Origin of the sequence: Paenibacillus tundrae (assembly GCF_030812775.1) — a bacterium.
GTDB classification, from domain to species: domain Bacteria; phylum Bacillota; class Bacilli; order Paenibacillales; family Paenibacillaceae; genus Paenibacillus; species Paenibacillus tundrae_A.
In genome coordinates this window covers 232,088-256,374 of the sequence record NZ_JAUSTI010000008.1, presented here as the reverse complement: position 1 = coordinate 256,374, position 24,287 = coordinate 232,088, and the positions used below count along the sequence as shown (strand labels likewise).

The window sequence follows — 24,287 nt, the reverse complement described above, 5'->3', positions numbered from 1 at the left end:
TGCGGCTCCATTCTTTTATGTAAACGCAATCATATTGAGACAGGAAGTGAAAGAGCGATGAATCAGAGGAAACTGTTTAATGATGGATGGGTATTTGCCAAAACTGGACTGGATGTTACGGAGCCTGGGGGATTAACGTTCGAACCTGTGGAGCTTCCGCATGATTGGTTAATTTATAACACATTGGATCTGTATGAGGATAGTATTGGCTGGTATCGCAAGTCGTTCCAGGTTACGAAGGATCATAAGCAAAGACTGTTGTGTTTTGACGGGGTGTATATGGATTCATCCGTGTATGTGAATGGGCAGTTAGTTGGGGAATGGAAGTATGGATATTCTGCGTTTGAACACGAGATCACAGAGGCCTTGGTCGAGGGGAATAATGAAATCATCGTCAAGGTGGTGCATCAAAGCCCTAACAGCAGGTGGTACTCCGGCGCAGGAATCTATCGTAATGTATGGCTGAAAACGAGGGATCACAATCATATCGTCACCAATGGTACCTATGTATCCATGCAGAAGCAGTCTGATGGCTGGCAGGTTGAGGTGGATACGGATGTCGTTATTGATCGGGACGCACAGCTTGTGCACACACTGCTCTATGATGGTAGGGTTGTAGCAACCACAACGAAGGCAGTAACGCTGGATGCTCAGCAAGCTGAGGTTGGACATATTGCCAACGCTAGCAACGATCGTCATTCTAGTAAAGCTAGTATTGTTACGAACCGCCAGCAATTTGTAGTAGAGAACCCGAATCTGTGGGGCACGGAAGAACCGCATCTCTATCAATTGGTGACCGATTTACAGGTGGCGTCAGTGGAGCACAACGAGGATCACACTCATACACAGACTCAAGCTCAGACTGAAAATCAGAATGATGCTCAGGCTCAGAATCAGGGTAACGGAGGTTATGAGACGATAGAGCGTCTCACCCAGAACGTTGGTTTCCGAGAAGTTAGGTTCGATCCGCAGGAAGGCTTCTTACTGAATGGGGTCAAGATGAAAATGAACGGTGTCTGTGAACACCATGATCTGGGAGCTTTGGGTGCAGCATTCAATCTGGTCGCTCTGCGTAGAAGGTTCGAGTTATTGCAGGGTATGGGCGTTAATGCCATTCGAACCGCTCATAATATGCCTGCCAAAGAGTTCATGGAGCTTGCCGATGAGATGGGCATGCTGGTTGTTTCAGAAGCTTTTGACATGTGGGAGCGTTCCAAGACCCCTTACGATTATGCGAGATTCTTCCCGGAGTGGGCGCATACCGACGTGAAGAGCTGGGTTATGCGTGACCGCAACCATCCAAGCTTGATGATGTGGAGTATTGGTAATGAGATCTATGATACGCATGCAGATGAACGGGGACAGGAAGTCACCCGGATGCTGATGGATTATGTGCTGGAATTCGATCCAAAGCATAATGCGCGTGTTACGATTGGTTCGAACTATATGCCTTGGGAAAATGCACAGAAATGTGCGGATATCGTGAAGCTTGCGGGATATAATTACGCGGAAAAATATTATGATAAGCACCATGAAGAGCACCCGGACTGGATTATCTATGGTAGTGAAACGGCATCTGTGGTGCAGAGCCGGGGAATCTATCATTTCCCATTCGAGCAATCCATTCTGGCTGATGATGATGAGCAGTGCTCCGCGCTGGGAAACAGTACAACAAGCTGGGGAGCGAAGTCGGCAGAGGCGTGTATTTTGGCAGAACGGGATACCCCTTATTCGCTTGGACAGTTCCTATGGACAGGATTCGATTATATCGGTGAGCCAACACCGTATCATACGAAGAATTCTTATTTTGGACAGATTGATACGGCAACATTCCCGAAAGACTCCTATTATATCTACCAATCCGCTTGGACGGATTACAAAAAGGCTCCAATGGTTCACCTGTTCCCTTATTGGGATTTCAGCCCTGGTCAGGTCATTGATGTACGCGTGTGCAGTAACGCGCCAAAGATTGAACTGCAGCTGAATGGTGATACGATCGGCACGTATAACATTGACCATGCTCATGGAAAACAGCTTGTTGGCTGGTGGAAAGTGCCTTATGTCGCTGGTGAGCTGAAGGCGATTGCGTACGATGAAGTCGGCAATGTGATTGCAACCGATGTTCAGCGATCTTACAAGGATGCACAGGCTGTTCGTCTTCATGCAGACCGTGAGCAATTAACTGCGAATGGGAAGGATCTTATTTTTGTCGAGATCAATGTAGAGGATGAGGATGGCAACCTGGTGCAGAATGCCAACAATCGTGTGCAGGTGAGTGTGACGGGTGCAGGACGTCTGTTAGGGCTGGATAACGGAGATAGTACGGATTATGATCCTTACAAGGGGACAAGCCGCAGGTTGTTCAGTGGCAAACTAATGGCAATCATTGGCGCAACGAATGAACCGGGAACAGTGAAGATCGAGGTGTCCTCGGAAGGCTTAGCAGGCGCAACGGCAGAATTCCAAGCTATAGAAGTGGATGAAGGTACCGATGCTTCTGAGAATAGTGTTCCGGAAAGCAATGCTCAAGATACGAAAGTACAAGCTGTATTCGATCGTAATGAGGAACGGGCTATTCATACCGGACAGGTACACGAGATTCCTTTGCGCAAAATCGAGATCATTAGCCCGGCAGGACAGCTGTTAAACCCTTCTACCCCAGAGATGGTGGTTCATGCGAAGCTGTACCCAGAGAATACATCGTACCGAGATATCGAATGGTCTGTGGTGAATGATGCGGGCATTGAGTCGAACATTTCCAAAGTAGAGTTGCTCGATTCGGACTTGGCTGAGAATTCGGCTGAAGCAGGTCAAGTGAAGGTTACTGCAATGGGAGATGGTGCATTCCGCCTTCGCGCCACGAGTAAGAACGGCACGGACAAGATTAAACTGATCTCCCAGCTTGAATTCACAGCCACCGGACTGGGAACGGCATATCATGACCCATATGCCTTTATCTCCGGTGGGCTCTATGACTATTCGAAGGGCGACGTGGGCAATGGGAACGAACGTGGTGTAGCGACGAGCCGAGATGGGGAGACACATGTGGGCTTCCGCAATATCGACTTCGGTGCATATGGTTCGGATACCATTACGATTCCGATCTTTGCTCTATCGAATGAAGAGTATCCCATGCAGATCTGGGAAGGTATGCCTGGTGAAGAGGGAAGCACATTGATTGCCGATGTGGTATATCAGAAGGAATCCCGATGGAATGTGTATCAGGAAGACACGTATACGTTGTCCAAGCGGTTGCGTGGAATTACATCCATTTGTTTTGTACTGAAGCAGAAAATTCACATCAAGGGCTTTTCCTTTGAACGCCAAAGCCGAGCCTTTGAGCAGAATGCGGCTGCATCGTGTGACCATCTGTATGGAGATACGTTTACCATTCAAGGTGAATCGGTTGAAGGAATCGGAAACAATGTCTCGTTGGAGTTCGATCATATGGATTTTACGGCAGCAGGTACATCCAAACTTGTAATCTGCGGTCGTTCACCTATCGACAAAAACACGATTCATATTCGTTTCTCAGGAGCAGATGGACAGAGCAATCAACTTGTCGAGTTCACACAGTCAGAAGGATACGAGGAACGGGTATTTGAACTTGAACAGGTGACAGGTGTGCAAAAGGTGACCTTTATCTTCCTGCCGGGCAGTCAGTTTGACTTTGGCTGGTTCCGTTTTGAGTGATGAAGAACCCGGTAACCATTGTGACTTTGGTTAACGTCCTTCGAAAGTAAAGTAATAGAGTAATCCCCTTTAAACGGCCTCCTTTAAGTATAGGACAATCGCTTGAAGGGGATTCTTTGTGTTTTTTTGAACTCATGATAAAGTAAGGAAAACGTACCTTATGATGATGAAGAGGGGTAGTCCTGATGACTGACAACAGACTTAATCCGAAGGTTGATGAGTATTTAAGTAAAGCCAAGACGTGGAAGGAAGAATCGGTGCGGCTTCGGGAGATAATTTTGGACTGTGGGTTGACCGAGGACTATAAATGGATGCATCCATGCTACACGGTTCAGAACAAAAACGTGGTATTGATCCATGGTTTCAAGGAATATTGTGCGCTTTTGTTCCATAAGGGAGCCCTGTTGAAGGATACAGATGGAATCTTAGTGCAACAGACGAATAATGTACAGGCTGCCCGCCAGATTCGATTTACCAATGTTGAGCAAATTAATGAGATGGAACAGCAGATCAAAGCATATATTCTTGAAGCCGTTGAGATTGAAAAGTCTGGCCAGAAGGTGGAAATGAAGCAGACTACAGAGTATACTCTTCCAGAGGAACTGGCACAAAAGTTCGATGAAATGCCTGAGCTCAGAACTGCGTTCGAAGCTCTGACGCCCGGAAGGCAAAGAGCCTACCTCTTTTATTTCTCGGACGCCAAACAATCGAAGACGAGAGCTTCAAGAGTTGAGAAGTATGTGAAGCCAATCCTTGAAGGTAAAGGATTAAATGATTAGATAAATATAAATAGCAATTAGCCTAGTATCGATCATGATGCTGGGTTACTTTGTTGATGGGGCTGTTTTACCGAAGCTGTTTGCAGCAGAAACAGATATGTTAAAATAATAGGAATATATTGGCGTTACATGTTTGAAAGGAGATCAGCTGAGGTGAAAATAATATATTGCAGTTCTCCGCTAGATGAGCGGAAAGTGGATGAGAGTTATGAGGAAGAGTATACATATGCGAAGCAACTAGGTCTGGATGTAGGGTTAATTCACCTAGAGTCATTGCTCATTGATGGCAAACCAAGACGTGCAATTCAGCATCTTGCCGCCGCGATAGAGCCAACCCTGACGGTATACCGTGGATGGATGATGAAGCCAAGTGAATATGAGACGCTGTACAATGCGCTTACCTCAATCAATCTGTATCTCATTAATACACCTGAGCAATATCAGCATGGTCATTATCTGCCTGATTCTTACGATCTGATTAAGCCATACACCCCACGTTCCGTTTGGATTCATCAGTCTGAGATGCACAAGTCGGCAGACTGGCTTAGGGACGCAGTCAAGACGTTTGGCGCAGCACCTATTATGGTCAAGGATTATGTGAAATCGAGAAAGCATGAATGGCATGAAGCGTGTTATATCCCAGATGCATCCGATCAGGCACACGTGCAGAAAGTGGTTCAGACCTTCCTTGAACGACAAGGCTCGGACTTAAATGAAGGGCTCGTGTTCAGAGAATACGCCCAGCTGGCATTTCTATCGAATCATCCACAAAGTGGTATGCCCTTGTCTCAAGAAATGCGAGTCTTTGTACTAGATGGTAAGCCACTGTATGTATCGAACTATTGGGATGAAGGAGAGGATCAGGACTTTGTCGCTCAATTAGAGTCGTTCATGGGCATAGCGAGCACGATTCAAAGTCGTTTTTTTACAATGGATTTCGCCAAACTCACGGACGGTTCATGGATTATTCTTGAGCTTGGGGATGGGCAAGTGGCTGGTTTACCGGATTATGCAGATGCCCAGCAATTTTATATGAATTTGAAGTCAGCAATGATTGAGGTTTAATGAGTCACATTCACCGGAGTATAGCGTGTTAAGTGGTATGGAGGCTAGAAGGAGGTATATGCGGTGGAAAGAATATTTGAAGTCGGTTGGATTCAACGTAGTGGGGCACAGCTCATATGGGTGATTCTAGCTGTGTTGGTATTGCAAATACTGCTCTCCATTCGAAATCGTATGTCAAAGGGCAGTTATACAGATGAAGAAATCGAACAGGCAGACCCGCTTTTTCTTGCTTATGTATTCAATAAAGGTAAAATGCGGCTACGGGACACCCTTGCTTCATTATTTGCTCTGACTCGTTCAGGGATATTATCTCTCCGGGTTATACCAACCAAAGGAAGATATCAAGATGACCAATATGCGCCTAATATGACGTTGGAATTTCAAAAGACGAGGCAGATCGGTCAGATCATGCCGGACGAAAGTGAATTAATTCAATGGTTTATTGGAGAGCACGGTTATGGAGCACAGAAGTTCCGTCTAGATGCGTTAGCCGGTCCCAGCTCACAGGAAAGTAAAAATGCCGAAAACTTGTATTATTACCGTGAGAGAGAGAAGCTGGACAGCAAAAGGCTACGGCAGTGGGTGGCACAGATTCGTGAATCAAGAGGATGGGAAGGCATCGTTCGAACGCCATTATTACTTCGATTACTGGTAGGGCTTCTTTACCCGGTTCTCTTTATACTCGTCGTTGCATTAGGTCAAATGGATGGGTTAGGTATAATTGATATTATTGGATTAAGCCTAGCACTGCTGTTATGGCTGTTGAGTTGGCGGCGTGTATATGTACGTTGGGTGTTCCAGCTTGCGGTATTTAGTTTATTCATGACGACTGTGTTGATGGAGGGCGTTGAATTTGCATTTCGATCTGACGTGCTGACCGCAATCATAGTCATGTTATTCGTTCGTTTGTTCCTCCCCGGACGGGAGATTGCCCCTATGGGTCGTGAATGGTCAAGGTCACTGCACCGCTGGCGTAGGAAGTATAAAAAAGGCATACCGACAGAACGGTTAGGAGAAGAAGCCGAGTCGCTGGAACGAGTGTTGCAGACGGCTCTTGTCCTTCGAATCGGCTCACGGTGTAGTCGAAAAACGGATTGGACTCATCTCCAGAATCAATTCGAACCGGAGATTAGACAGATGCTACAGAAGGAGCAGAAGAAATCAGCTAAACCAGCGGTATCTAAGACCATATCGGCAACGCCGTTGCTCCTGCTGGTTCTATCTCTTCGGGGCGAATATCGCCCATTGTTTGCTGCCGAATATCCATACGAACGTCTGAACTACAATGTTGGTTTAATCGAACATGGTACTCAAAAAAGAAATAGAAAAGCTAACTATCACAAAACGAGTGGTTCAAGCAGCAGTGGTACCTATACATCTTCATATGATAACGATAGCTCTGGGAGTGACAGTGGAGGTAGTGATTCGGGTGGAGGCGGCGATTAGTCTCTGCGCTTCGTGCATTTATGAACTCGATGAAGTGAAGAAAATGTATAAAACGATAGGTAGGATCAGGATGATGAGGCCTAAAATTAAGGCGATAAGTATACTTTTTTTATTTAGCATAATGGATTCTCCTGTAAAGTGATTTATTCCATAATAGTGTAATAGTAACATATATTATAATCAGGAAGGATATTCCATCTGTTGAAGGGGGAAGATGGAATGAGAAAGCTCGGGAGCTTAATCGTACTCGGCGTGTTAATTACTCTAATCTCCGGTTGTGGTGAGAATAATAGGGAGAAGGCCATTGCATATTTGTTGGGCACTCCGAGAGAGAGCGATGAGATTTCCATTGTTGTATTCAATGATCAAAAATTGGAAGATTCATTCGTTAGAGATTTACAGACCAATATAGACTACATTAATAACCATATACGAATAAAAGATCCAATTATGAATGTGAATTTGATTAATGTTAAGGAATACAACCCATACAAATATGAGAACATTTTTGATCTGAAAACATACCCTAGTATCATTCTTTTTCAGAATGAAGAGCTTCTGGCTCAATTCCATGAACCGAAAGAAATTCTTGAATATGTTCAAAACGAAAAAGACAAATGAAAGAAAGAAAATGCAGTCCCTCGTTAATCAGGCGGGGGTTTCATTGCTTTCCGAGAGAGGACATGTAATATGAAAAAATGGATTGTACTTGTTGTGGCGCTAATGCTTCTAGTTTCCGGTTGTGGTCAGAATAACAAAGAGAAGGCTATCGATTATTTGGTAACTGGTCAAACGAATGATATCTCCATCATCGTGTTCTCTAACCAAGATTCAGACCGCGAGTTTGTCGAGGATCTACTGAAGAAAATACAACATATTAATACAAACGTAAGAGCAGACAAACCAATACAACATATTAACTTCTATGATGTCAGTGGGGAGCAGAAGTTTGATTATGCGAAAACATTTGATCTCGACACCTATCCAGCCATACTAGTATTTGAGAAAAATGAAATCGTGCTGAAAGCAAAAACTTCTGATGAAATTGTTCAGTACTTTGAGGGAAAATAAGAAGCTGTAAAGCCGATAAGCCGTATAACCACTTGCTAGATGATAGCTGGTGCGTTAACGGCTCTTTTTTTGTTATTATGCCTTACCTTCCTCATGCAACTGGCGCAAAAATTTCTTGATGTTCTCGGGAGCGCGGATGATCCCGTAGATTTTCACTTTACCAAATGCAGCTTGGGCTAATTCTAGCGATACGTCCTTCGAAACAATCAGACCTCCAATGACTTTGATACTAAGCTTGGCACCATTCCGCAAAACATCTTCCAACCGTTCGCGATCAAAATCCATAATTCCCATCACGTAATAATACTCTTCTCTGAACTGCTTCAGATCTGCTGCATGACTATCTAATTGGTTACGAATTGCGATGCGAATCAGATCGGTACGATTCGTATAATACCCTTGATCTACCAGAAGGTCGATCTGCCCCAAGTCAACAGGCCCGAGGTTAATGCTGACTTTCTCTAAATCTGCCATTCTATCATCTCCATTAAGAGAACATTTGATTCTCCAATATTTGTCGGCTCTCTTCGTTATGTGTGCATGTACATTTTATGTGTATTAATCAAGGTGTCGTTATCTTCATATTCATTCAATTTAGCTATGTTGTCAAGGAAACGTGAAATAATGCATATTGAAATATTTGGAATTGTGTAATAAGATATACTCCATTGAGATTCCCCACGGATTCCAATTGGAATCTATATGGATTCTCAACTGGTTATAAACCAAAATGAGAAAGGTGGATCATATGAAACCAAAACACACGATTTGGCGTTTGATGAGTTATTCTCTACAGTACAAGAGTAGCTACGTTATTTTATTTTTCACGATGATTTTGGGTATAGGATTGGATCTAGGTATGGCTTGGTATCTCAATCAAGTGACGAATGCAGCCATTGCGGATGGTCAAGTTTTATGGAAGTCTCTGGCCTTAACCGGGGTCATTATTCTTCTGCTCAATGTGATTAACAGCTATGTCGATACATACTTCAAGACCAGAGTATCCTCCAAGATCCGTAACCGTATTCGTCTGGATACATTGAAAAAACTACTCCGTTTGCCTGAATCACACTATAACGAGAATCATTCAGGTGAGCTGCTGAGCCGTATGACCAGTGATAACCAAGCCATTGGCCGTGCATGCACAGACACGATTATTGATCTGATTCGCAGTCCGTTACTTGCCATCTTAGCCTTTGTCTATCTGTTAACGATCCAGTGGCAACTAGCCTTAATCTGTGTAATCATCGGGCCCATGACCGTACTAATCGGTGCATTATATGGGAAATCCCTCAGGAGAAATTCACAGGAACTCCAGACCGGTGTCGGGAAAATGACATCTCTTCTGCAGGAGATCTTTGGCTCAAGTATTGTATTCAAAACCTTCGGCTTAGAGAAAAAACTGTTCGGCAGATTCCATACGAGCAGTGAGGACATCAGTCGCTTGGAGGTTGAAGGCGGGCGTATTCATGCTTCGTTATCCGCTACAGCTATCGCGGTAGGACATTTTTCTTTTATCATTACATTCGTTCTGGGTGCTCTCTTTGTGTCGAATGGCTCAATGACGATTGGCGGATTAATCGCATTTATCCAGCTCCTGAATCACCTGACTTGGCCATTCACAGGTATGGCTTCACTCTGGGGAGATTTACAACAAGCCCTTGGAGCGGCAGATCGTATTTTCAAATTAATGGATCAGAAGCATGAGTATACAGAGTTGCCTGAGCAGACGATTAATCAGCAGCCTGCGTATTTGGAGGTAGATCATATCACATTTGCCTATAACCCGAGTCATCCCGTATTACATCAGATTTCATTCGCGGTACGGCCAGGACAGGTGATTGCAATTGTAGGCTCTAGTGGCGGAGGAAAGTCGACGATCTTTAAGTTGTTATTAGGGCTATTCCAGCAGAATGAAGGACAGATTCGAATCAATCATACGGATACGCAGTCAATGAAACTGGAGGAATTGCGAAGTTACTTTGCTCTTGTTCCTCAGGATAACGTCCTATACAGTGGCACGGTCCGCGAGAATATTGCAAATGGCAATCTGAATGCCACGGAGGACGAGATCAGGTCGGCGGCACAGGATGCCAATGCGCTTGATTTTATATTGGAACTACCAGATGGATTCGAGACAGACATCGGTGAGGGGGGAACCTTTTTATCAGGAGGACAGAAGCAGAGAATTGCCATCGCCAGAGCACTTCTCCGGAACGCTCCAATCCTTCTATTAGATGAAGCAACGGCTGCTCTAGATCGGAAGTCGGAAAGCTTAGTACAGGAGGCGTTGGAGAGATTAATGGTAGGGCGCACGACAATCATCATTGCTCATCGGTTGTCCACGATTCAGAATGCAGATGAAATTATCGTATTAGATCAGGGAAGAATTGTGGATCGTGGAAGTCATGAGCAGCTTCTGGCGGCTGGAGGGTTGTACCAGCAATTAGTTCACAAAGGCAATCAGACAGATGTTATCGTGGATCCTAACGTAAGTGGAGTAAGTAATGCATAAAATGCATAGTGACCGGTACGGAAGGAAATGGTAGGATGATGCTATATGAACTTCGGAGATCAGGGAGGCAATCTAGCAGATGAGTGAACTGAAACTACACGATGACACGTTGAGGGAGATTATTACGAAGGCGAAGGACTTTTTCAAAGCAGAGATTGTACCTAGTCATCAAAAGAATACGGAGAAACTTCGGAGATTAAAAGAATTCAATCTGAATCCTTTTCTAGATAAGTATAAAGCGAGCTTTCTAACAGGGAAGGATGATCCGGAGAGTATCGCCAGAGCCTTAGTATATCCTCGTGTGTTGGGGACATCCATTAATACCATCTTTGGAGATCGGCTTCAGAAGTTCTGTAGTGAGGTGTTGGAAGGATTCGCATCGACGACATCGGGCATCGATATTGAATTCATAGATAAGGTGGATGGACGGAAGAAATACTGCCAGATCAAAGCCGGACCCAATACGATCAATAAAGATGATATCGAGACGATCAAAGGTCATTTCAAAGCTGTTAAGAACCTTGCTCGAACCAATAAATTGAGTGTAGGTACAGAGGATTTAATCGTTGGTGTATTCTACGGTACTCGAGAGGATCTAAGTAATCATTACAAAGTTATTGATGCTGAGTACCCGGTCATTATTGGGGAGGAATTCTGGTATCGGTTAACGGGTGAAGTAGACTTCTACCAGAGAATTACCGATGCCATAGGGGATGTAGCTTCTGAAGTCGATAGCTCTGAATTAATAGAAGATGTGATTCGCTCCTTGGCGAAGGAGATTGAAGAGACATTGAAACCGAAGAAGGTTTTAACTGAGATATAAACTCCATATTGATAATAAATAAGGTATGGGAATCAATCAAGGATATAACTTGTTAGAGGTAGTATATGTAAATAGGTATATACAGATTTAATGGTAATGATCTATACATGTGTTATTAATATAACTAAAATTTCATTAAACTGGTTCGTATAAATAACTTTAATATCGCAAAACATATACTATATAGTTGTTCTAATTTATTAAAAACCACAATATACGACGTCCATAAGTTAAGGTCGTATATTGTGGTTTATTTTTTTATCCTTTAACTTCTTCCTCATTGTCAGAAGCGAATCCAGCAAAGTCAACATTTACATTACTGGAAGAGGAGCGGTAACTAACAATAAAGTCACCGCCTCGTACGCCTTGGGAATAATCATAAATACTTCTCCAAGTAAACGACTTACCTGCTTTAACAGTCTCAGTAAAATATACCTTACCACTAGAATGAGTTACAGAGATTATAGTATCGCTAGTTCCTTTATTATTAAAATACAGTTTTACATGCCCGAAACCACCAGGCACATAAAATTGAGTAGAGGTAATTTTACTACCATTTACGTTTCCGCTCCAGTTGTTTCCGATTTTGAATGGAGTGACTTCTTTCACACCCCCAAGATTGATATCCCCCGTTTGTTCGATCTCAATGGCTGGAGGTGTTGTAACTTCTTCAGATTGTGCAGATGCTCCTTGTACTGCGACTGCTGCAAGTAGAACAGCTGAAGCCAAGACAGTTAACTTTTTCTTCATCATTCTTCCTCCTTGGATAAAAAACTAAATTATGTAATTAGATTACAAAATATAGTATTGCATATTTGAGATATTTTGTAAATTTAATAGAAATTATGGAGGTTTTTATATATTACTTAAATAAATATCTGTTTATTGTGAGATCTTAAAGGTAGTATTTCTATAGTGAATTTATAGGAAGAGGATACTAGTCGCATCCTCTTCTCTATTATATTATTGCATCTGATTCAATACATTAACAATGGACAAGCCTACTGCCTTCGCCATGTTAACAGGAACAGCGTTACCGATCTGTTTATAGGCATTGTTCATGGAGCAATCGAATACCCAGTCATCAGGGAAGCTCTGGATTCTAGCATATTCTCTAACGTTGAACGGTCTAGTTTCGTCAGGATGACAGCGCTCGGTCTGCTTCTGAGCTGGAGAACACGTTAGCGTCAGTGAAGGCTCATCCCAAGATAATCTGCGAGCCATGCCCGTTCTGCCTCCGCCGGAATAATAGCTTTTGCCCATATACTGCATCGCAATGTTGTCAGGTAGATCTCTCCAGTATCCACCAGGAGGCACGAGATCAAGCACGGTGCGTTTGGATTCAGGGTACTTTGCACCTTCAGATTCAGGGACGTTCTGCAGCACATCTTTCAAGGTCAACTGGTAACCGTAAGGCTGAGGAAGTTCATATTTCAGATCATATTGTTCAACGAGATCATTCCGAATGCCGATCATGACAATGCGTTCTCTTTTCTGAGCGACATCATAATCTAGCGCACGTAAGACTTTCCATGTTACCGTGTAGCCGATCTCGGAGAATACTTTGAGCATCAGTGCGAACGTTCTACCTTCATCATGACTAATGAGTCCACGTACGTTTTCCGCTAAGAAGGTCTTGGGCAGAAGCTGCTTGAGGAGCTGCGCATAATAATAGAACATCGTACCGCGCGCATCGGATAAGCCCATTTTCTTACCTGCATAACTGAACGCCTGACAAGGGTAGCCTCCAGATAAAAGATCGAGTTCTCCGATCCCAATGTCTTTTACAAAGTTCTTAATCCCTTGCTCTGTAACCTCGATGATATCCTTTTCAATGACATTCCAGTCGGGTCGATTCTTTCTCAGCGTCTTACAAGCGTATTTATCAAACTCCACGAGCCCTTTGGACTCAAAACCCGCCTGTTCCAGCCCCAGTGCCAGCCCGCCGGCACCTGCGAATAGTTCGATGGCAGAGTATTTTCGATTAGCAGTAATGTTATGGATATCAATGAAATCTTGACCTTCAAAGTCATCCACATTCACTTCTAAATCCTCATCATGGGATTGTTCTACTAGCGTATCCGCTTCAAAGGGGAATTCAATCTGTTCGGACATTAGAATCTCTTCGAGTTCCACATCCAATACTTCACATAAACGCATCGCGTTCGTTTTGATCGGGTTAAAGTTCGGCGAAAGCAGCATCGAAAGCTGATTCTTGCTGATGCCTAATTGGTCGGCTAATTCCTTCTGCGTGCTAATGCCGTGTTTATTCATATGTTGTCTTACTTTTTCTTTGCTGAGTGTATACAATCGATAACCCTCCAATAGAGTTAAAAAAATATTTAACTTTAATAGGGTTATTATATTGGAGCGAATCGGGATAGTCAATGAAATGGTAGAACATTCGTTTGGTGGTTCAACTGAAAAACTAAGGTCAACAGGGGAGGTTTACACGGGTCACTCCGATGACAGAACAACCTACAGATCGCTGTTATCCCCAGATTTCTTTGATTTCCTTTTACAAAGGGTGAAATCCGGGGATAAGCATAAGCTTCCGATGTAGCTTTCTTTCAGAAAGCTTTCAGGCGACCGCTTCGCTTCCTCCGGTTATTTCTGTCCTCTCCGTTAATGTGTAAATGTTAGGTGTTGAACAGATTTGTAAGTTGAACTGGGGTTGGGAGTAGAGGAGGGGCTTGTAAGAGAGCAACAGGGCAATGTATCTATCAGTGTACTCTCTTATTAAAGGTTGTTTTATTTTCGGATATGATTTTCTTACCTGTGGCGAACTCGAGTAGGCCGATCAACAAGAACACAATTAAGAAGTACCATGTTTTAGAGAGATCTGGGATGAATGCTAGTAAGGATTGTATGACAACAAAGAGACTATCGGCTATGAGACAGATGCCAAAAGCTAGACCCACTTGAGCACATTTTCCCAAAATGAACAGAGCCCCAGTTAACACTGCTGCTGCGGCAAGAATGACTGAAGGAAGGTACCATAATGTGCTTAATTGCTGATTGTAGAAGGAGAAATAATCATCTTTAATTAAATGCATTAGGTCGTTATATCCTCTACTAACCACCAAGATCATGACAATAATTTTAACGAAAAGCCAATCATTTTTCATAGGTATGTACCTCTGCATAATTTATGATGTTAAGCTGTCTATCGTATCCAATGGATTTCAATCAGGGTAACATATGAAGCACGGAGAAACTACCGTTATCATTATATTTTGTTAAAATAATACATATGAACTAGAGAATTAATAATTCTATTTTGTCAGTGACATGCGTCAGTGATAAGCCATTGGACGAGCATGTGGTGGAGATGCATGGATCAACCCTCAGGAACAGACTTGTACAACGTATACGTGCCTCTATCATTTGAATAGACATACGCGGGTTGTTCGATAGAACGATATATTTGGGTACCTGTGGGCAATACAGACGCTGTTCCTGACTGGAAGGTTTTGTTCTTCTCATAACTGGAAGTAATACTTCCATAGGGTGCGGTATTTACAGAGTTAAATTGTTCTTCATTAACTATCTCGACTTTCCTATACAGGATCGAATCAATTATGAATATGTCGCTGCTCTGATCCTCTTTCATTATCGTTCGAGCCATTTCTTGAGTAGCGCTCGTCTCTGATGTACAGCCGGTGATACTTAAAAGGGCAGAGGATATCATGAGAAAGTAAAATAATCTGATTAGCATAAGTAGACCTCCTTTTCTGTATTGAAGTGAAACTATTTACTCTAAGAATTATTGGCCTTGGTAGGTCGACTCTAAATATGAAAAGAAGATATATAGAATACATAATAAAATATTGATATTCGTTCAATGCTTCGTCTCTGCATTGCTTGTTTTGCTATTCTACTGTCTCTATCAAGACAAAGAATGTACGAAGAGTACCTCATCTCTAATGTAAGACAAGATCTGGCCGTTTTGAAGATTCTATTACGAACAATGAGCTGATTTTGACAGGATAATAGCTAATGGCACACTATCGGATGAGATCGTTTAGGCTGGGAGTAAATGATTTTATTAAGTGTGACTATAAATGATGCATAATTACGCAAATAGATTAGTGGGAAATAAGTTGTTTATTCTTTTACATTACGACCTAGAATATGAATCTTCTGTTTGATTCTAATCCTTTTTCTGAATTGTTAAAATTTAGGGTGTACTATATTCGGGCTGGTGGTGAGAGTATCGATGCAACTAATTGAAGTTCATCCAGATCTGCTGGATAAGAAAGCCCAACTCGTTCAGCAGAAAAGGCAGGAATTAGAACGCATGGTAAGGGAGCTTGAGAAGTCCATCTACTATTTGCAGATGGAATGGTCTGGGGTGACAAGGGAGAATTTCTTTGCGGAGTTCATTCAAATGAAGGAAGTTTTTCCTGCGACTTTAAAGCACTTGGAAGAAATGCAGAAGGATCTTACCTCTACATCAATGTTATTCAGAACAACCGACGAGAGCGGTAATTCTTTTGTGCGTCTTCCAGGGCTAGAGCATAATTTTCGTAAAGGTTTCCTAGATAAGTTCTTTGGAGAACAATTAATCGGTTTAGGTCATACGACTAAGGCATTTATTAATAATCCTTCGGGTACAGTGTCCGATATAGCCTATGCCATGACAATTGGTAAGGTTGTTGATGCTGGCCGAGGTATCAAGTTTGCATGGGATGCCGCTTGGGGAAATGGAACAGCAAGATCTGAAGTGGAGCAAATTGTGGCTGAACAGAAGAAACAGATGGACGAGGAAGGTGTACGTTACTATAGTGGATCAATGACAGGCCAGGTTGTAGCTTATTTTATATTTGGTAAAGCCCTTCGTAAAGCTGAGAGTAAGCATAGCGATCTGGGCGGATCTGGTGGAGGGAAGGCAGAGTTAGGAGGTAACCTTAAGTCTAGCAAACAGCTAGGTCTCACTGAAATTCAGCAGAAAAAGATTTCTGAGTATATTGGAGTGAATTCAGATGAACTTATAAGTTCTGGACTTGCAAATGAGGAAACTCTGAAAAAAATTCTGAAAAATTTAAAAGAAGGATCAAAACCTGGTAAGGAAGGTTTTAAATTAGAAGCTGATACTGCTAAGTTATTACTTGAAAATAAAATAAAAATCTCTGAAGCTGGTAAAGCTTATAATGTAAAAGAATTAGGTGGTAGAATAGGCGAAATTGATCTGGGAACATCAAGGTATATTATTGAATGTTTTAATGCTACTGGCGGTAAATCAAAATCAGTAAGTGATTTTAACAAGTACTTTGAAGGTGATGTAAGACAACCATTTATAAATCCTGAACGTAAGGAAATAATCCTTTATGCTCCTAACGGTATAGATGCTATAAAAGCAGACAATATAAGTTCAATTGGTGTTCGAGTTATAACATCTCCAGAGGAACTAATTACCACACTAAAAGGAGAAAAATAACAATGTCGCAAACAAATATTGTAATGTACATGGAAGAAGAACTAAGTACTGAAAAGCTGGAGAATATATTATTAGAGTTTAATGCCAAAAATCAAATATCTTCTTGGGCCATGGAACGATCCAATAGTTGGATATGGGTGAAATATTATATTCTTAAACATCATGATGAGATAAGGGATATTTGGTGTGATATTTCTAAGGATATGGTAAAAGATGTAGAGCAAACTACTAATGTAAAAACGGCATTTTTTATACAACCCAGTAGGGATCGGAATGCTGTCTTCTTCGCATTATCTTTTTGTAAAGAAATATACACTATCCTTGATACCAATAAAAATGTGTTTTTATATCATGGAGCTAGTGGCTTCTTTGCAAATGAAGAGATTGCAAATCTTCAATTCATGAACACTCAGCAATTTTATGATTCCAGGTTTGCTAATAATGCAATAGTTGAAAGTATCATTGAGTGTTTAAATAATGAGGTTACTGGGGGAATTGAATGTGTTGAGGAAGAGGGAGGATGGGATGGAGAGGAGCTACAGTATATTGATTTGTTTAGAAATCTTTTTAAGATGAGAGAGCAATTACAAGTATTAGTAAAATCTATAAATAACACAGCATTGTTCAATGCAAAAATAATTGATATAGATAAGTTGATTTTAAGATTATTGGATATAGATGATGAGAAATTGTTGATTTCTGCTGGGGATCAGAATAGAGATTATCCTATAAACAGCTGGTGGTGGCATCTCGATCAAGTAAAGTCAGGCGTTCTCAAAGTACATGTTGAAGAAGGGTTTGTTATTTACCAAGGTCAAATTGTCCTTATCTAAGGATAATTTGACCTTTTGCTTTATAGTATTGAAGAATATTATTCTGGATGGGTAATATTTATACTTTGAACATCTCGGCCTTTAGGTTCTTTATGCGGATTTTGTGGGATTTCAATAGGTGAAATTCTCTCCCAGCTTGAATCGCGAATTGCTTCATTCTATTCTACAGAGTAGGCTCCTGAAAACTTTTGGGGAAAGAGACACCTATGAAAACATAGAATATAAGAAGAGATACAATGTTGAGGTTATTATTGATTATCGCCTTTTTAGTTAATATATTGAGGAGTGAGAGAGAGTATGTATCAATACCATGGTTGGGCGGTAATCTTAGCAAGTACTGGTGATAATATAAGTCATGAAAGAGAAATGGATACTCTTCATAAACTTAAAAAGTACATTGAAGAGTTGCAACCGAATGTAGATGTGCTAGATATAAAGGCGATAAATGGACAATTTCATCTTTGGATGACAGGATTGTGGAATCGTGAGCCTTCATCTAAATTTAGCCCAGTGGAAATAATGAAGACTATAGGAGTTATGGCACCCGGCTCATATGGGATGCTCTATGTTTTCAATGATGAGCACCCAAAGCACTTTAATGCATTTAATGTATACGTTCTTGCGAGAGGGAATGTTGAAGAGAAAAGTGACCCATTCTTGTCGCCATTCATACCAACTGTCGCCAATGACTCCGAATTCTAGGAATAAGCAATAACTGCAAAATATGGTGTTGATCACTAATTTGCTCAGCATCAATTGAAGCGCAATTATCATGCGTAATCACAATTAGTTTATGTTCTGTCTATACGGACACAGAATTAGGGGGGCTAGCTTGGTTTCCCAAGGATTGGTCAGCAGAAGATATTAAAAAGTCAGGTGAGTATGTAGCAAATCTTCCCAACAACAGAGTTAAAGGTGATGGAGAATGGATGTTTGGAAATACCCTAAATTTTTTAATATGATATGAAAGAGATAGTCGTGTATTTTGAAAAGCCCATTGATATGAAAAATAAATATGTTTCAGAGAACATAAATCATCTTAAAGATTCAGGAGTTACCGTAGTCAATTCGTTAGATGAACTAGGAGGAATATTGAAATAATGGGAACTTCGGCTGTTATTCTATTCAATAGTGGAGAAACTCCAAAAAATTAATGAGTTAATCCCACGCTTAGAGAAGTTATTTGAGAAGGAAGATCTATTCTATAGTAGAGAATTAAATAAGGTCGATGAAACTGGAAACGTAAAATATTGTGAGTTTTGTATTAGTGATATCCCATTGGAAGAAAGTTATGAGAGACAAATCTGTTTAGGGGTAGCAGATGAACCTTACCCGTTTAAACTTATAAATTTTGATTGGGAGGATCCCGAAAAAGAATACTTCAAAACAATAGTTATAAATGATTTTAAAGAAAATGAAGATATATTATTTACTTTTCTCTTAGCTTTCTTAGAGGAGTACATGACTGCGAAGGTGTGGATTGAAGATGATTGGTTCTATACCTTAGAAGATCTTAAAAATACTAGAGATCATTATTAAAATGACTGGAGTTATATTAATCCCCAAAAACAACACTGAAGTAGTGGTTCATTTGGAATATTATAAAGGAAAATAATAATTTGGGGTCAGTATATCTTAAGAATTAATTCGATCCAAGAAGATTCACATGAAAATCTCTTGGTATCAACGTTACAGAAGTTTGTAGTCTCTCAAAAGTTAATAATAAACATGTTACTTATGAATGGAGTTTCTATGTTCTATGTGATCTAATGAAAAGGATAGCTGAGAAGCTTCCTCTTTAAAAATAGGAAGATTTTTGTTTTCCGTACCTTGATCAGCTTCGGCTGTTCAAGGTTTCTTTTTTTAGGAAAACTTACCCAGTGCGAAAGAGACGCCTATGAAATAGATAGAAAGGCATGCTTTCATTTAGAAACAGCTCTTGCAGATACAGTAATAAGAGAATTAAGAGAGTATGACAAGAGATGAAAACTGAATTTATTAACCAAATGACGTTCTAAAGTCTTCACCATCTAAAGCTCGAATGATATGATTATGTGAACTAGTTCAACAAACACCGGGTTCATGGTTAACTAAGTTACATGACACCCGTTCAGTACAAAGCTTCAACTGTGCTTCATGGCCTTCATCCTTAGTCACAAATCGCGTGAATTCGCGGTCATTCCAGTAACTCTCGAAGGTCGCTTCAATCTTGCGCAGCACGTCGAGTGAATCCTTCTCCGTCACCTTGAGGTTCCACTCTATACCACTGGTCAGCACCGGGTTGAATAGGTTGGAAGAGCCGACATGCGGCTCTGAATAAAAAAAAGATCAATCCAAACTCTTTCACCTCGACATTCAGCCTTATGATTATCAAAAAAGAAGTGCTGGAGTAGCTGTACGCTGTACGGATGAACGCGCAACCTGATCGTCGCCGCCACTGGCGTATGTATGGCGACTGCGGGAAGAGATGCCTGCGAAGATGGTGGTGGTGGCGAATAAGTGTATTGTTTGAAAACTAGCAGTATTAGATTATGTATGGAGGCAAGATCATGTGGGATAGAATTTTGGATGGACAATTTTTATCTAAATTAGGCGGAGTGGGCGGGATTGTTACTCTTTTTAGCTTTATGTTAACTTTCTTTAAGAAAAATCACATAATAACATCGTTAACTTCATCCAAGATCGAAAGGTTAATTTCTTCAAAAGAAAAGAGGACTTTGATAAAAATATCTAATTACATTGTATATGTGATACTAGGTTTAATTGCTTCTACTTTTCTTACTCTTATATACATGGTTATTGATTTGAAAGGATATCTCGTATTTGTTATCTCAGTCATTGGAACTTTTTTATATTTAGTTGTTTTATATATTACCTTAACCAAAAAGAGTGTTTTTGATAAAAGGTTTTCAAGATCCAAAAATCTTAATTTTACAGTTAGTCTACTTTTGCTACAAACATTATGTTTTTTCTCTGTGATGCCAAGCTTTATAGCCAGTAGTGTGTCAGAAGGTAGTTTAGTGTTAGCTACAGACAAGCCAGGAGAATTATTAATTAATATAACTCTGTGTCTACTGTCATTATTATTTGCGAGTTCAATGTTTGTATTACTGATAATAATGACATTCTCTCAACTCCGTGAAAAATTTAGTAAGTACGATTATGAGTGTTTTTACGTTTTAGATCAAGAATATGAAGACATGAAATGGTTTATTTATCATCTTATTGATAAAGAGCATTTTTTACTTGGGAATAGTGAGTATATACATGATGCAACAATCTTTCGTACAGAAGAACGTTCACAGATACTCTCTGAAAAAATACATCTTTTAAAAATACTAAAAAACAAAGAAGACTCAATAGAGTACTATATTTAAAAGAGATACTGAAAAACTAATTTAATTCAGGCGGTGCATCATGATCATCTACAGCAGCAACGCATTAGCTTTTAGAGAATCTGTGGATAACAACCAGATCACAGTTCAGATTGAAGAAGCTTTTATTAAAGGGATGGGGAAAAGACCTAATCAAGGGGAAGTACGTGCTTGGAACAACTCTATGCAGTTTATGGAGAAAATTATCCGTAATTCGAAGGTAGCAGATGACTGCGGGATATTAATTGAGTACAACATTCCTTCTACAAGTAAACGTATAGATTTTATCATTGCAGGTCAGGATGAACAAAAGAATGATAACTTTGTAATCGTTGAGTTAAAACAATGGGATGCAGTAGAGGCTATGGATCGCGAGGATGTTGTAAGGGCCTTTATTGGAGGTAGAACAAGAGAGACACCGCATCCTTCATATCAAGCATGGTCATACAAACAGTATTTGAGTGATATGAATGAGGCCATATATTCCAAAGATATTAACGGATACACATGTGCATATCTACATAACTACAGGACAGTACAGCCGGATCCCCTTCAATATAATCAATATCAGGATATCATCCGTGAAGCTCCTTTGTTTCTAGCCGATGATGCATCTAAACTTCAAGATTTCCTAAAAAGGCATGTAGGTCAAGGGAATGGAGTTAATTTACTTTATTTAATTGAGAATGGTAAAATTCGTCCTTCCAAGAAGCTAATTGATCATATTGATGGATTATTTCAAGGGAACTCTGATTTTGTTTTACTTGATGAGCAGAAGGTTGCATACGAGGCCATTATGAGCCTTGCCAAGCAAACAGATGTAAAACGCACAATCATTGTGCAAGGTGGGCCTGGAACAGGTAAATCAGTAATATCTATGAATGCCCTTGGTGGATTACTTAAAAATAAGTTGAATGTTAAATTCATTGCCCCGAATGCTTCATTCCGGACGGTTATGGTAGAGACCTTGACTCAGCGACAAGCTAGAAACAAAACTAGGACAAAGATGTTGTTTACGGGATCAAGTCAGTTTTACAAAGAGCCAGCTGATATGTACGACGTACTTGTTGTGGATGAGGCGCATCGCTTAAAAGGTAAAGGAGCATATCAATATCTTGGGGAGAATCAGATCGAGGATATCATAAAAGCATCTAAAGTGAATGTGTTTTTCATAGATGATTTTCAGCGTATTCGTCCTGAAGATATAGGTTCTATAGACGAGATTAAACGTTTAGCTGCCCTATATAATTCGGAAGTGCATGAATATTCACTAGCAGCACAGTTCCGTTGTTCTGGAGCAGAAGGATTTTTGAATTGGGTTGATGATGCTTTACAGATTCGTCCCACCGCTAATTTTGATGGTTGGGATCAAGATTCTTTTGAATTCAAATTAGTAGACACGCCTAACGAAGTATACGATCTAATAAAAGGTAAAAGCGATCAGGGGTATAAGGCGAGGATGTTGGCAGGTTTTGCTTGGAATTGGACAGCTGATAAAGAAGGTAATCGCAATGGGGAAATTCCGGATGTAACTATTGAAGAACATCGTTTTGCTATGCCTTGGAATGCACGTTCTATATCAAGCACCTGGGCCATTCATGAGAGTGGTATAGATCAGGTTGGGTGCGTTCATACGTCTCAAGGTCTTGAGTTTGATTATGTTGGCGTTATCATAGGGAATGATCTTAAATTCGATTCGGAGAAAATGGAACTTTATTCAGATTATGATGAGTACAAAGATAGAATGGGAAAACGAGGGCTTAAATTTAAGAATGAGGAACTAACAAAACTTATCAAAAATATTTATAAAATCTTGATGTCTCGGGGGATGAAAGGTTGTTATGTTTACTGTCGGGATAAAGAATTGATGAATTATTTATGTAGCAGAGCAAATTCAAGATGATGTCCACCAGGGACTATGCAAAGTAGAGAGAAACCCTATCCTTCCATAAAATAGAAGGGTAGGGTTTTCCGTTTTCACATCAATATTCCTTTAATAACATTTTTGGCAACACGAATATTATCAGGAGAAGAATCTCTTAGCAGTTGTACAATTTCTTTGATTTGTTTCTCATCTTCAGTTACTTCAAACTCTTCTTCTACATAAGCAAATAATTGAATCAAATTAACATCTAGTGACTCAGCGATCTTTGCTAAGTTCACCAAAGAAACATTCTTTTCTCCACGTTCGATCTGTCCTATGTATGAAAAATGAAATCCGCCTTTTTCTCCGAGGGATTCTTGTGAATACCCTCTTTCTTTGCGTAATGCGCGAATTCTGGCTCCAACCAACTTCAAAACTTCTCTGTCTTCGTTCATGGTATTCACCTCTCTATGTTCAAAAGTGTAGACAAGTTTTCTCAAGGTAAACACCAAACAAAGAATACAAATAATTTATTTGATTACTATAAGTATCATTTTATTGTATAATACTGGTATTAACTCTTTGGAGGGATGACAATGGCAAGAAATTGGTTCACCACCGAAGCACATTGTAATCACCAAGTAGATTTTACTGCACGTTCTCAAGACAGTGATAGCTTCATCCTGTCGAAATCACAAGGTATCCCGGAGTATCATACGTTACATACTACCACTGTGGATTATCACCAACTTGCTCAGCATCACCTGAGGCTTGCTGTTATCATGCGTAATCACAATCAGTTCACGACCTGTCTAATTCTCTGTGATTGGGCGCTGATTTCAATGGTTAAGGCATTATATATCCATAAGTATCAAACCGTGCATCTACTTAAGGAACTTACGATGAATGAAATTTTACCTTTAGTGCATACGGACACAGAATCAGGACTAGATATCGCATTATTCATCGGTACGATGCAACATATGTCCACATTAGAGGAGTGCCCGCAGAATCAGTCATTGAATATAAAAAACATTGAGAAGCTTCTACGACGAACGGAAGAAATAGTGGAGGAGCTAAACAACCGATTGAAGTAATGTAGGCTTGATATATAATGTTTCGCTTATCTGAATAATGGACGAGACCAGAGGATTATATGTGATGTAATAAAAGTTTTTTGCAGGAAAAGAAATCCAGGGACATGGGCGGATGTATATAGCAAAAACTTCTGCTAACATAGTAAAATCCTATTTTTGATGACGGGAAATGATATGAGTACAATTAAAGTAGCACCAGAGCAATTACTGCATGTTTCTAAACAGATTGAGCAGGGCAGGCAGTAGTTGGAAAGTATTCGGAATGACCTAACTGCACGAATTGGGCT

General features: G+C 40.6%; 21 protein-coding genes. 15 read left to right on the top strand and 6 right to left on the bottom strand.

Going from position 1 to position 24,287, the window contains the following annotated elements:
- The first annotated feature begins 57 nt into the window (after positions 1 to 57).
- The 6 genes from J2T19_RS16305 to J2T19_RS16280 all read left to right on the top strand — a co-directional run bounded on the left by J2T19_RS16305 (position 58) and on the right by J2T19_RS16280 (position 8,054).
- A complete protein-coding gene (locus J2T19_RS16305; RefSeq protein WP_307217522.1) occupies positions 58 to 3,693 on the top strand; it encodes a glycoside hydrolase family 2 TIM barrel-domain containing protein in 3,636 nt (1,211 codons plus the stop codon).
- Between the two features lie 185 nt (positions 3,694 to 3,878).
- A complete protein-coding gene (locus J2T19_RS16300) occupies positions 3,879 to 4,472 on the top strand; it encodes a YdeI/OmpD-associated family protein (protein WP_307217520.1) in 594 nt (197 codons plus the stop codon).
- A 153-nt stretch (positions 4,473 to 4,625) separates the two neighbouring features.
- A complete protein-coding gene (locus J2T19_RS16295; protein ID WP_307217518.1) occupies positions 4,626 to 5,537 on the top strand; it encodes an ATP-grasp domain-containing protein in 912 nt (303 codons plus the stop codon).
- A 63-nt stretch (positions 5,538 to 5,600) separates the two neighbouring features.
- A complete protein-coding gene (locus tag J2T19_RS16290) occupies positions 5,601 to 6,983 on the top strand; it encodes a hypothetical protein (RefSeq protein WP_307217516.1) in 1,383 nt (460 codons plus the stop codon).
- A 219-nt stretch (positions 6,984 to 7,202) separates the two neighbouring features.
- Positions 7,203 to 7,604 carry a hypothetical protein gene (locus tag J2T19_RS16285; protein WP_307217514.1) on the top strand — a complete coding sequence of 134 codons (402 nt, stop codon included), beginning with the start codon at positions 7,203 to 7,205 and terminating at the stop codon, positions 7,602 to 7,604.
- 69 nt (positions 7,605 to 7,673) lie between these two features.
- Positions 7,674 to 8,054, top strand: a complete 381-nt coding sequence (locus J2T19_RS16280) for a hypothetical protein (protein ID WP_307217512.1) — start codon at positions 7,674 to 7,676, stop codon at positions 8,052 to 8,054.
- A gap of 75 nt (positions 8,055 to 8,129) precedes the next feature.
- Here J2T19_RS16280 and J2T19_RS16275 read toward each other — a convergent pair whose 3' ends face one another.
- Positions 8,130 to 8,528 carry a ribbon-helix-helix domain-containing protein gene (locus J2T19_RS16275; RefSeq protein WP_128100465.1) on the bottom strand — a complete coding sequence of 133 codons (399 nt, stop codon included), beginning with the start codon at positions 8,526 to 8,528 and terminating at the stop codon, positions 8,130 to 8,132.
- A gap of 274 nt (positions 8,529 to 8,802) precedes the next feature.
- On the opposite strand from J2T19_RS16275, the gene J2T19_RS16270 reads away from it, so the two are divergent.
- Positions 8,803 to 10,569, top strand: coding sequence for an ABC transporter ATP-binding protein (locus J2T19_RS16270; RefSeq protein ID WP_307217509.1), 1,767 nt, complete (start codon positions 8,803 to 8,805; stop codon positions 10,567 to 10,569).
- A gap of 79 nt (positions 10,570 to 10,648) precedes the next feature.
- A complete protein-coding gene (locus J2T19_RS16265; RefSeq protein ID WP_307217507.1) occupies positions 10,649 to 11,392 on the top strand; it encodes a PmeII family type II restriction endonuclease in 744 nt (247 codons plus the stop codon).
- A gap of 258 nt (positions 11,393 to 11,650) precedes the next feature.
- Here J2T19_RS16265 and J2T19_RS16260 read toward each other — a convergent pair whose 3' ends face one another.
- The 4 genes from J2T19_RS16260 to J2T19_RS16245 form a co-directional block, all read right to left on the bottom strand.
- On the bottom strand, positions 11,651 to 12,142 hold the full coding sequence (locus tag J2T19_RS16260) for a hypothetical protein (protein WP_307217506.1): 492 nt from the start codon (positions 12,140 to 12,142) through the stop codon (positions 11,651 to 11,653).
- A 213-nt stretch (positions 12,143 to 12,355) separates the two neighbouring features.
- Entirely contained in the window at positions 12,356 to 13,702 is a 1,347-nt protein-coding gene (locus J2T19_RS16255) for a DNA cytosine methyltransferase (protein ID WP_307217504.1), read from the bottom strand.
- Between the two features lie 413 nt (positions 13,703 to 14,115).
- Positions 14,116 to 14,448, bottom strand: a complete 333-nt coding sequence (locus J2T19_RS16250; protein ID WP_307217502.1) for a hypothetical protein — start codon at positions 14,446 to 14,448, stop codon at positions 14,116 to 14,118.
- A gap of 284 nt (positions 14,449 to 14,732) precedes the next feature.
- Positions 14,733 to 15,110, bottom strand: coding sequence for a hypothetical protein (locus tag J2T19_RS16245; RefSeq protein WP_307217500.1), 378 nt, complete (start codon positions 15,108 to 15,110; stop codon positions 14,733 to 14,735).
- A 501-nt stretch (positions 15,111 to 15,611) separates the two neighbouring features.
- Here J2T19_RS16245 and J2T19_RS16240 point away from each other — a divergent pair.
- The 6 genes from J2T19_RS16240 (at position 15,612) to J2T19_RS16215 (ending at position 22,942) form a co-directional block, all read left to right on the top strand.
- Positions 15,612 to 16,832: a WXG100 family type VII secretion target gene (locus J2T19_RS16240; protein WP_307217498.1), complete on the top strand. Its 1,221-nt coding sequence runs from the start codon at positions 15,612 to 15,614 to the stop codon at positions 16,830 to 16,832.
- A gap of 2 nt (positions 16,833 to 16,834) precedes the next feature.
- The gene (locus tag J2T19_RS16235) at positions 16,835 to 17,665 is read left to right on the top strand and encodes a hypothetical protein (RefSeq protein ID WP_307217496.1); all 831 of its coding nucleotides are present in this window, start codon (positions 16,835 to 16,837) and stop codon (positions 17,663 to 17,665) included.
- 297 nt (positions 17,666 to 17,962) lie between these two features.
- Entirely contained in the window at positions 17,963 to 18,367 is a 405-nt protein-coding gene (locus tag J2T19_RS16230) for an Imm7 family immunity protein (protein ID WP_307217494.1), read from the top strand.
- 429 nt (positions 18,368 to 18,796) lie between these two features.
- Positions 18,797 to 19,204: a hypothetical protein gene (locus tag J2T19_RS16225; RefSeq protein ID WP_307217492.1), complete on the top strand. Its 408-nt coding sequence runs from the start codon at positions 18,797 to 18,799 to the stop codon at positions 19,202 to 19,204.
- A 1,010-nt stretch (positions 19,205 to 20,214) separates the two neighbouring features.
- Positions 20,215 to 21,042, top strand: a complete 828-nt coding sequence (locus J2T19_RS16220; protein WP_307217490.1) for a hypothetical protein — start codon at positions 20,215 to 20,217, stop codon at positions 21,040 to 21,042.
- Between the two features lie 40 nt (positions 21,043 to 21,082).
- Positions 21,083 to 22,942: a DUF2075 domain-containing protein gene (locus J2T19_RS16215; protein ID WP_307217489.1), complete on the top strand. Its 1,860-nt coding sequence runs from the start codon at positions 21,083 to 21,085 to the stop codon at positions 22,940 to 22,942.
- Between the two features lie 74 nt (positions 22,943 to 23,016).
- On the opposite strand, the gene J2T19_RS16210 is transcribed toward J2T19_RS16215, so the two are convergent.
- Positions 23,017 to 23,358 carry a helix-turn-helix domain-containing protein gene (locus J2T19_RS16210; RefSeq protein WP_307217487.1) on the bottom strand — a complete coding sequence of 114 codons (342 nt, stop codon included), beginning with the start codon at positions 23,356 to 23,358 and terminating at the stop codon, positions 23,017 to 23,019.
- A 141-nt stretch (positions 23,359 to 23,499) separates the two neighbouring features.
- On the opposite strand from J2T19_RS16210, the gene J2T19_RS16205 reads away from it, so the two are divergent.
- Positions 23,500 to 24,000, top strand: a complete 501-nt coding sequence (locus J2T19_RS16205; RefSeq protein WP_307217485.1) for a hypothetical protein — start codon at positions 23,500 to 23,502, stop codon at positions 23,998 to 24,000.
- The last annotated feature ends 287 nt before the right edge of the window (positions 24,001 to 24,287 follow it).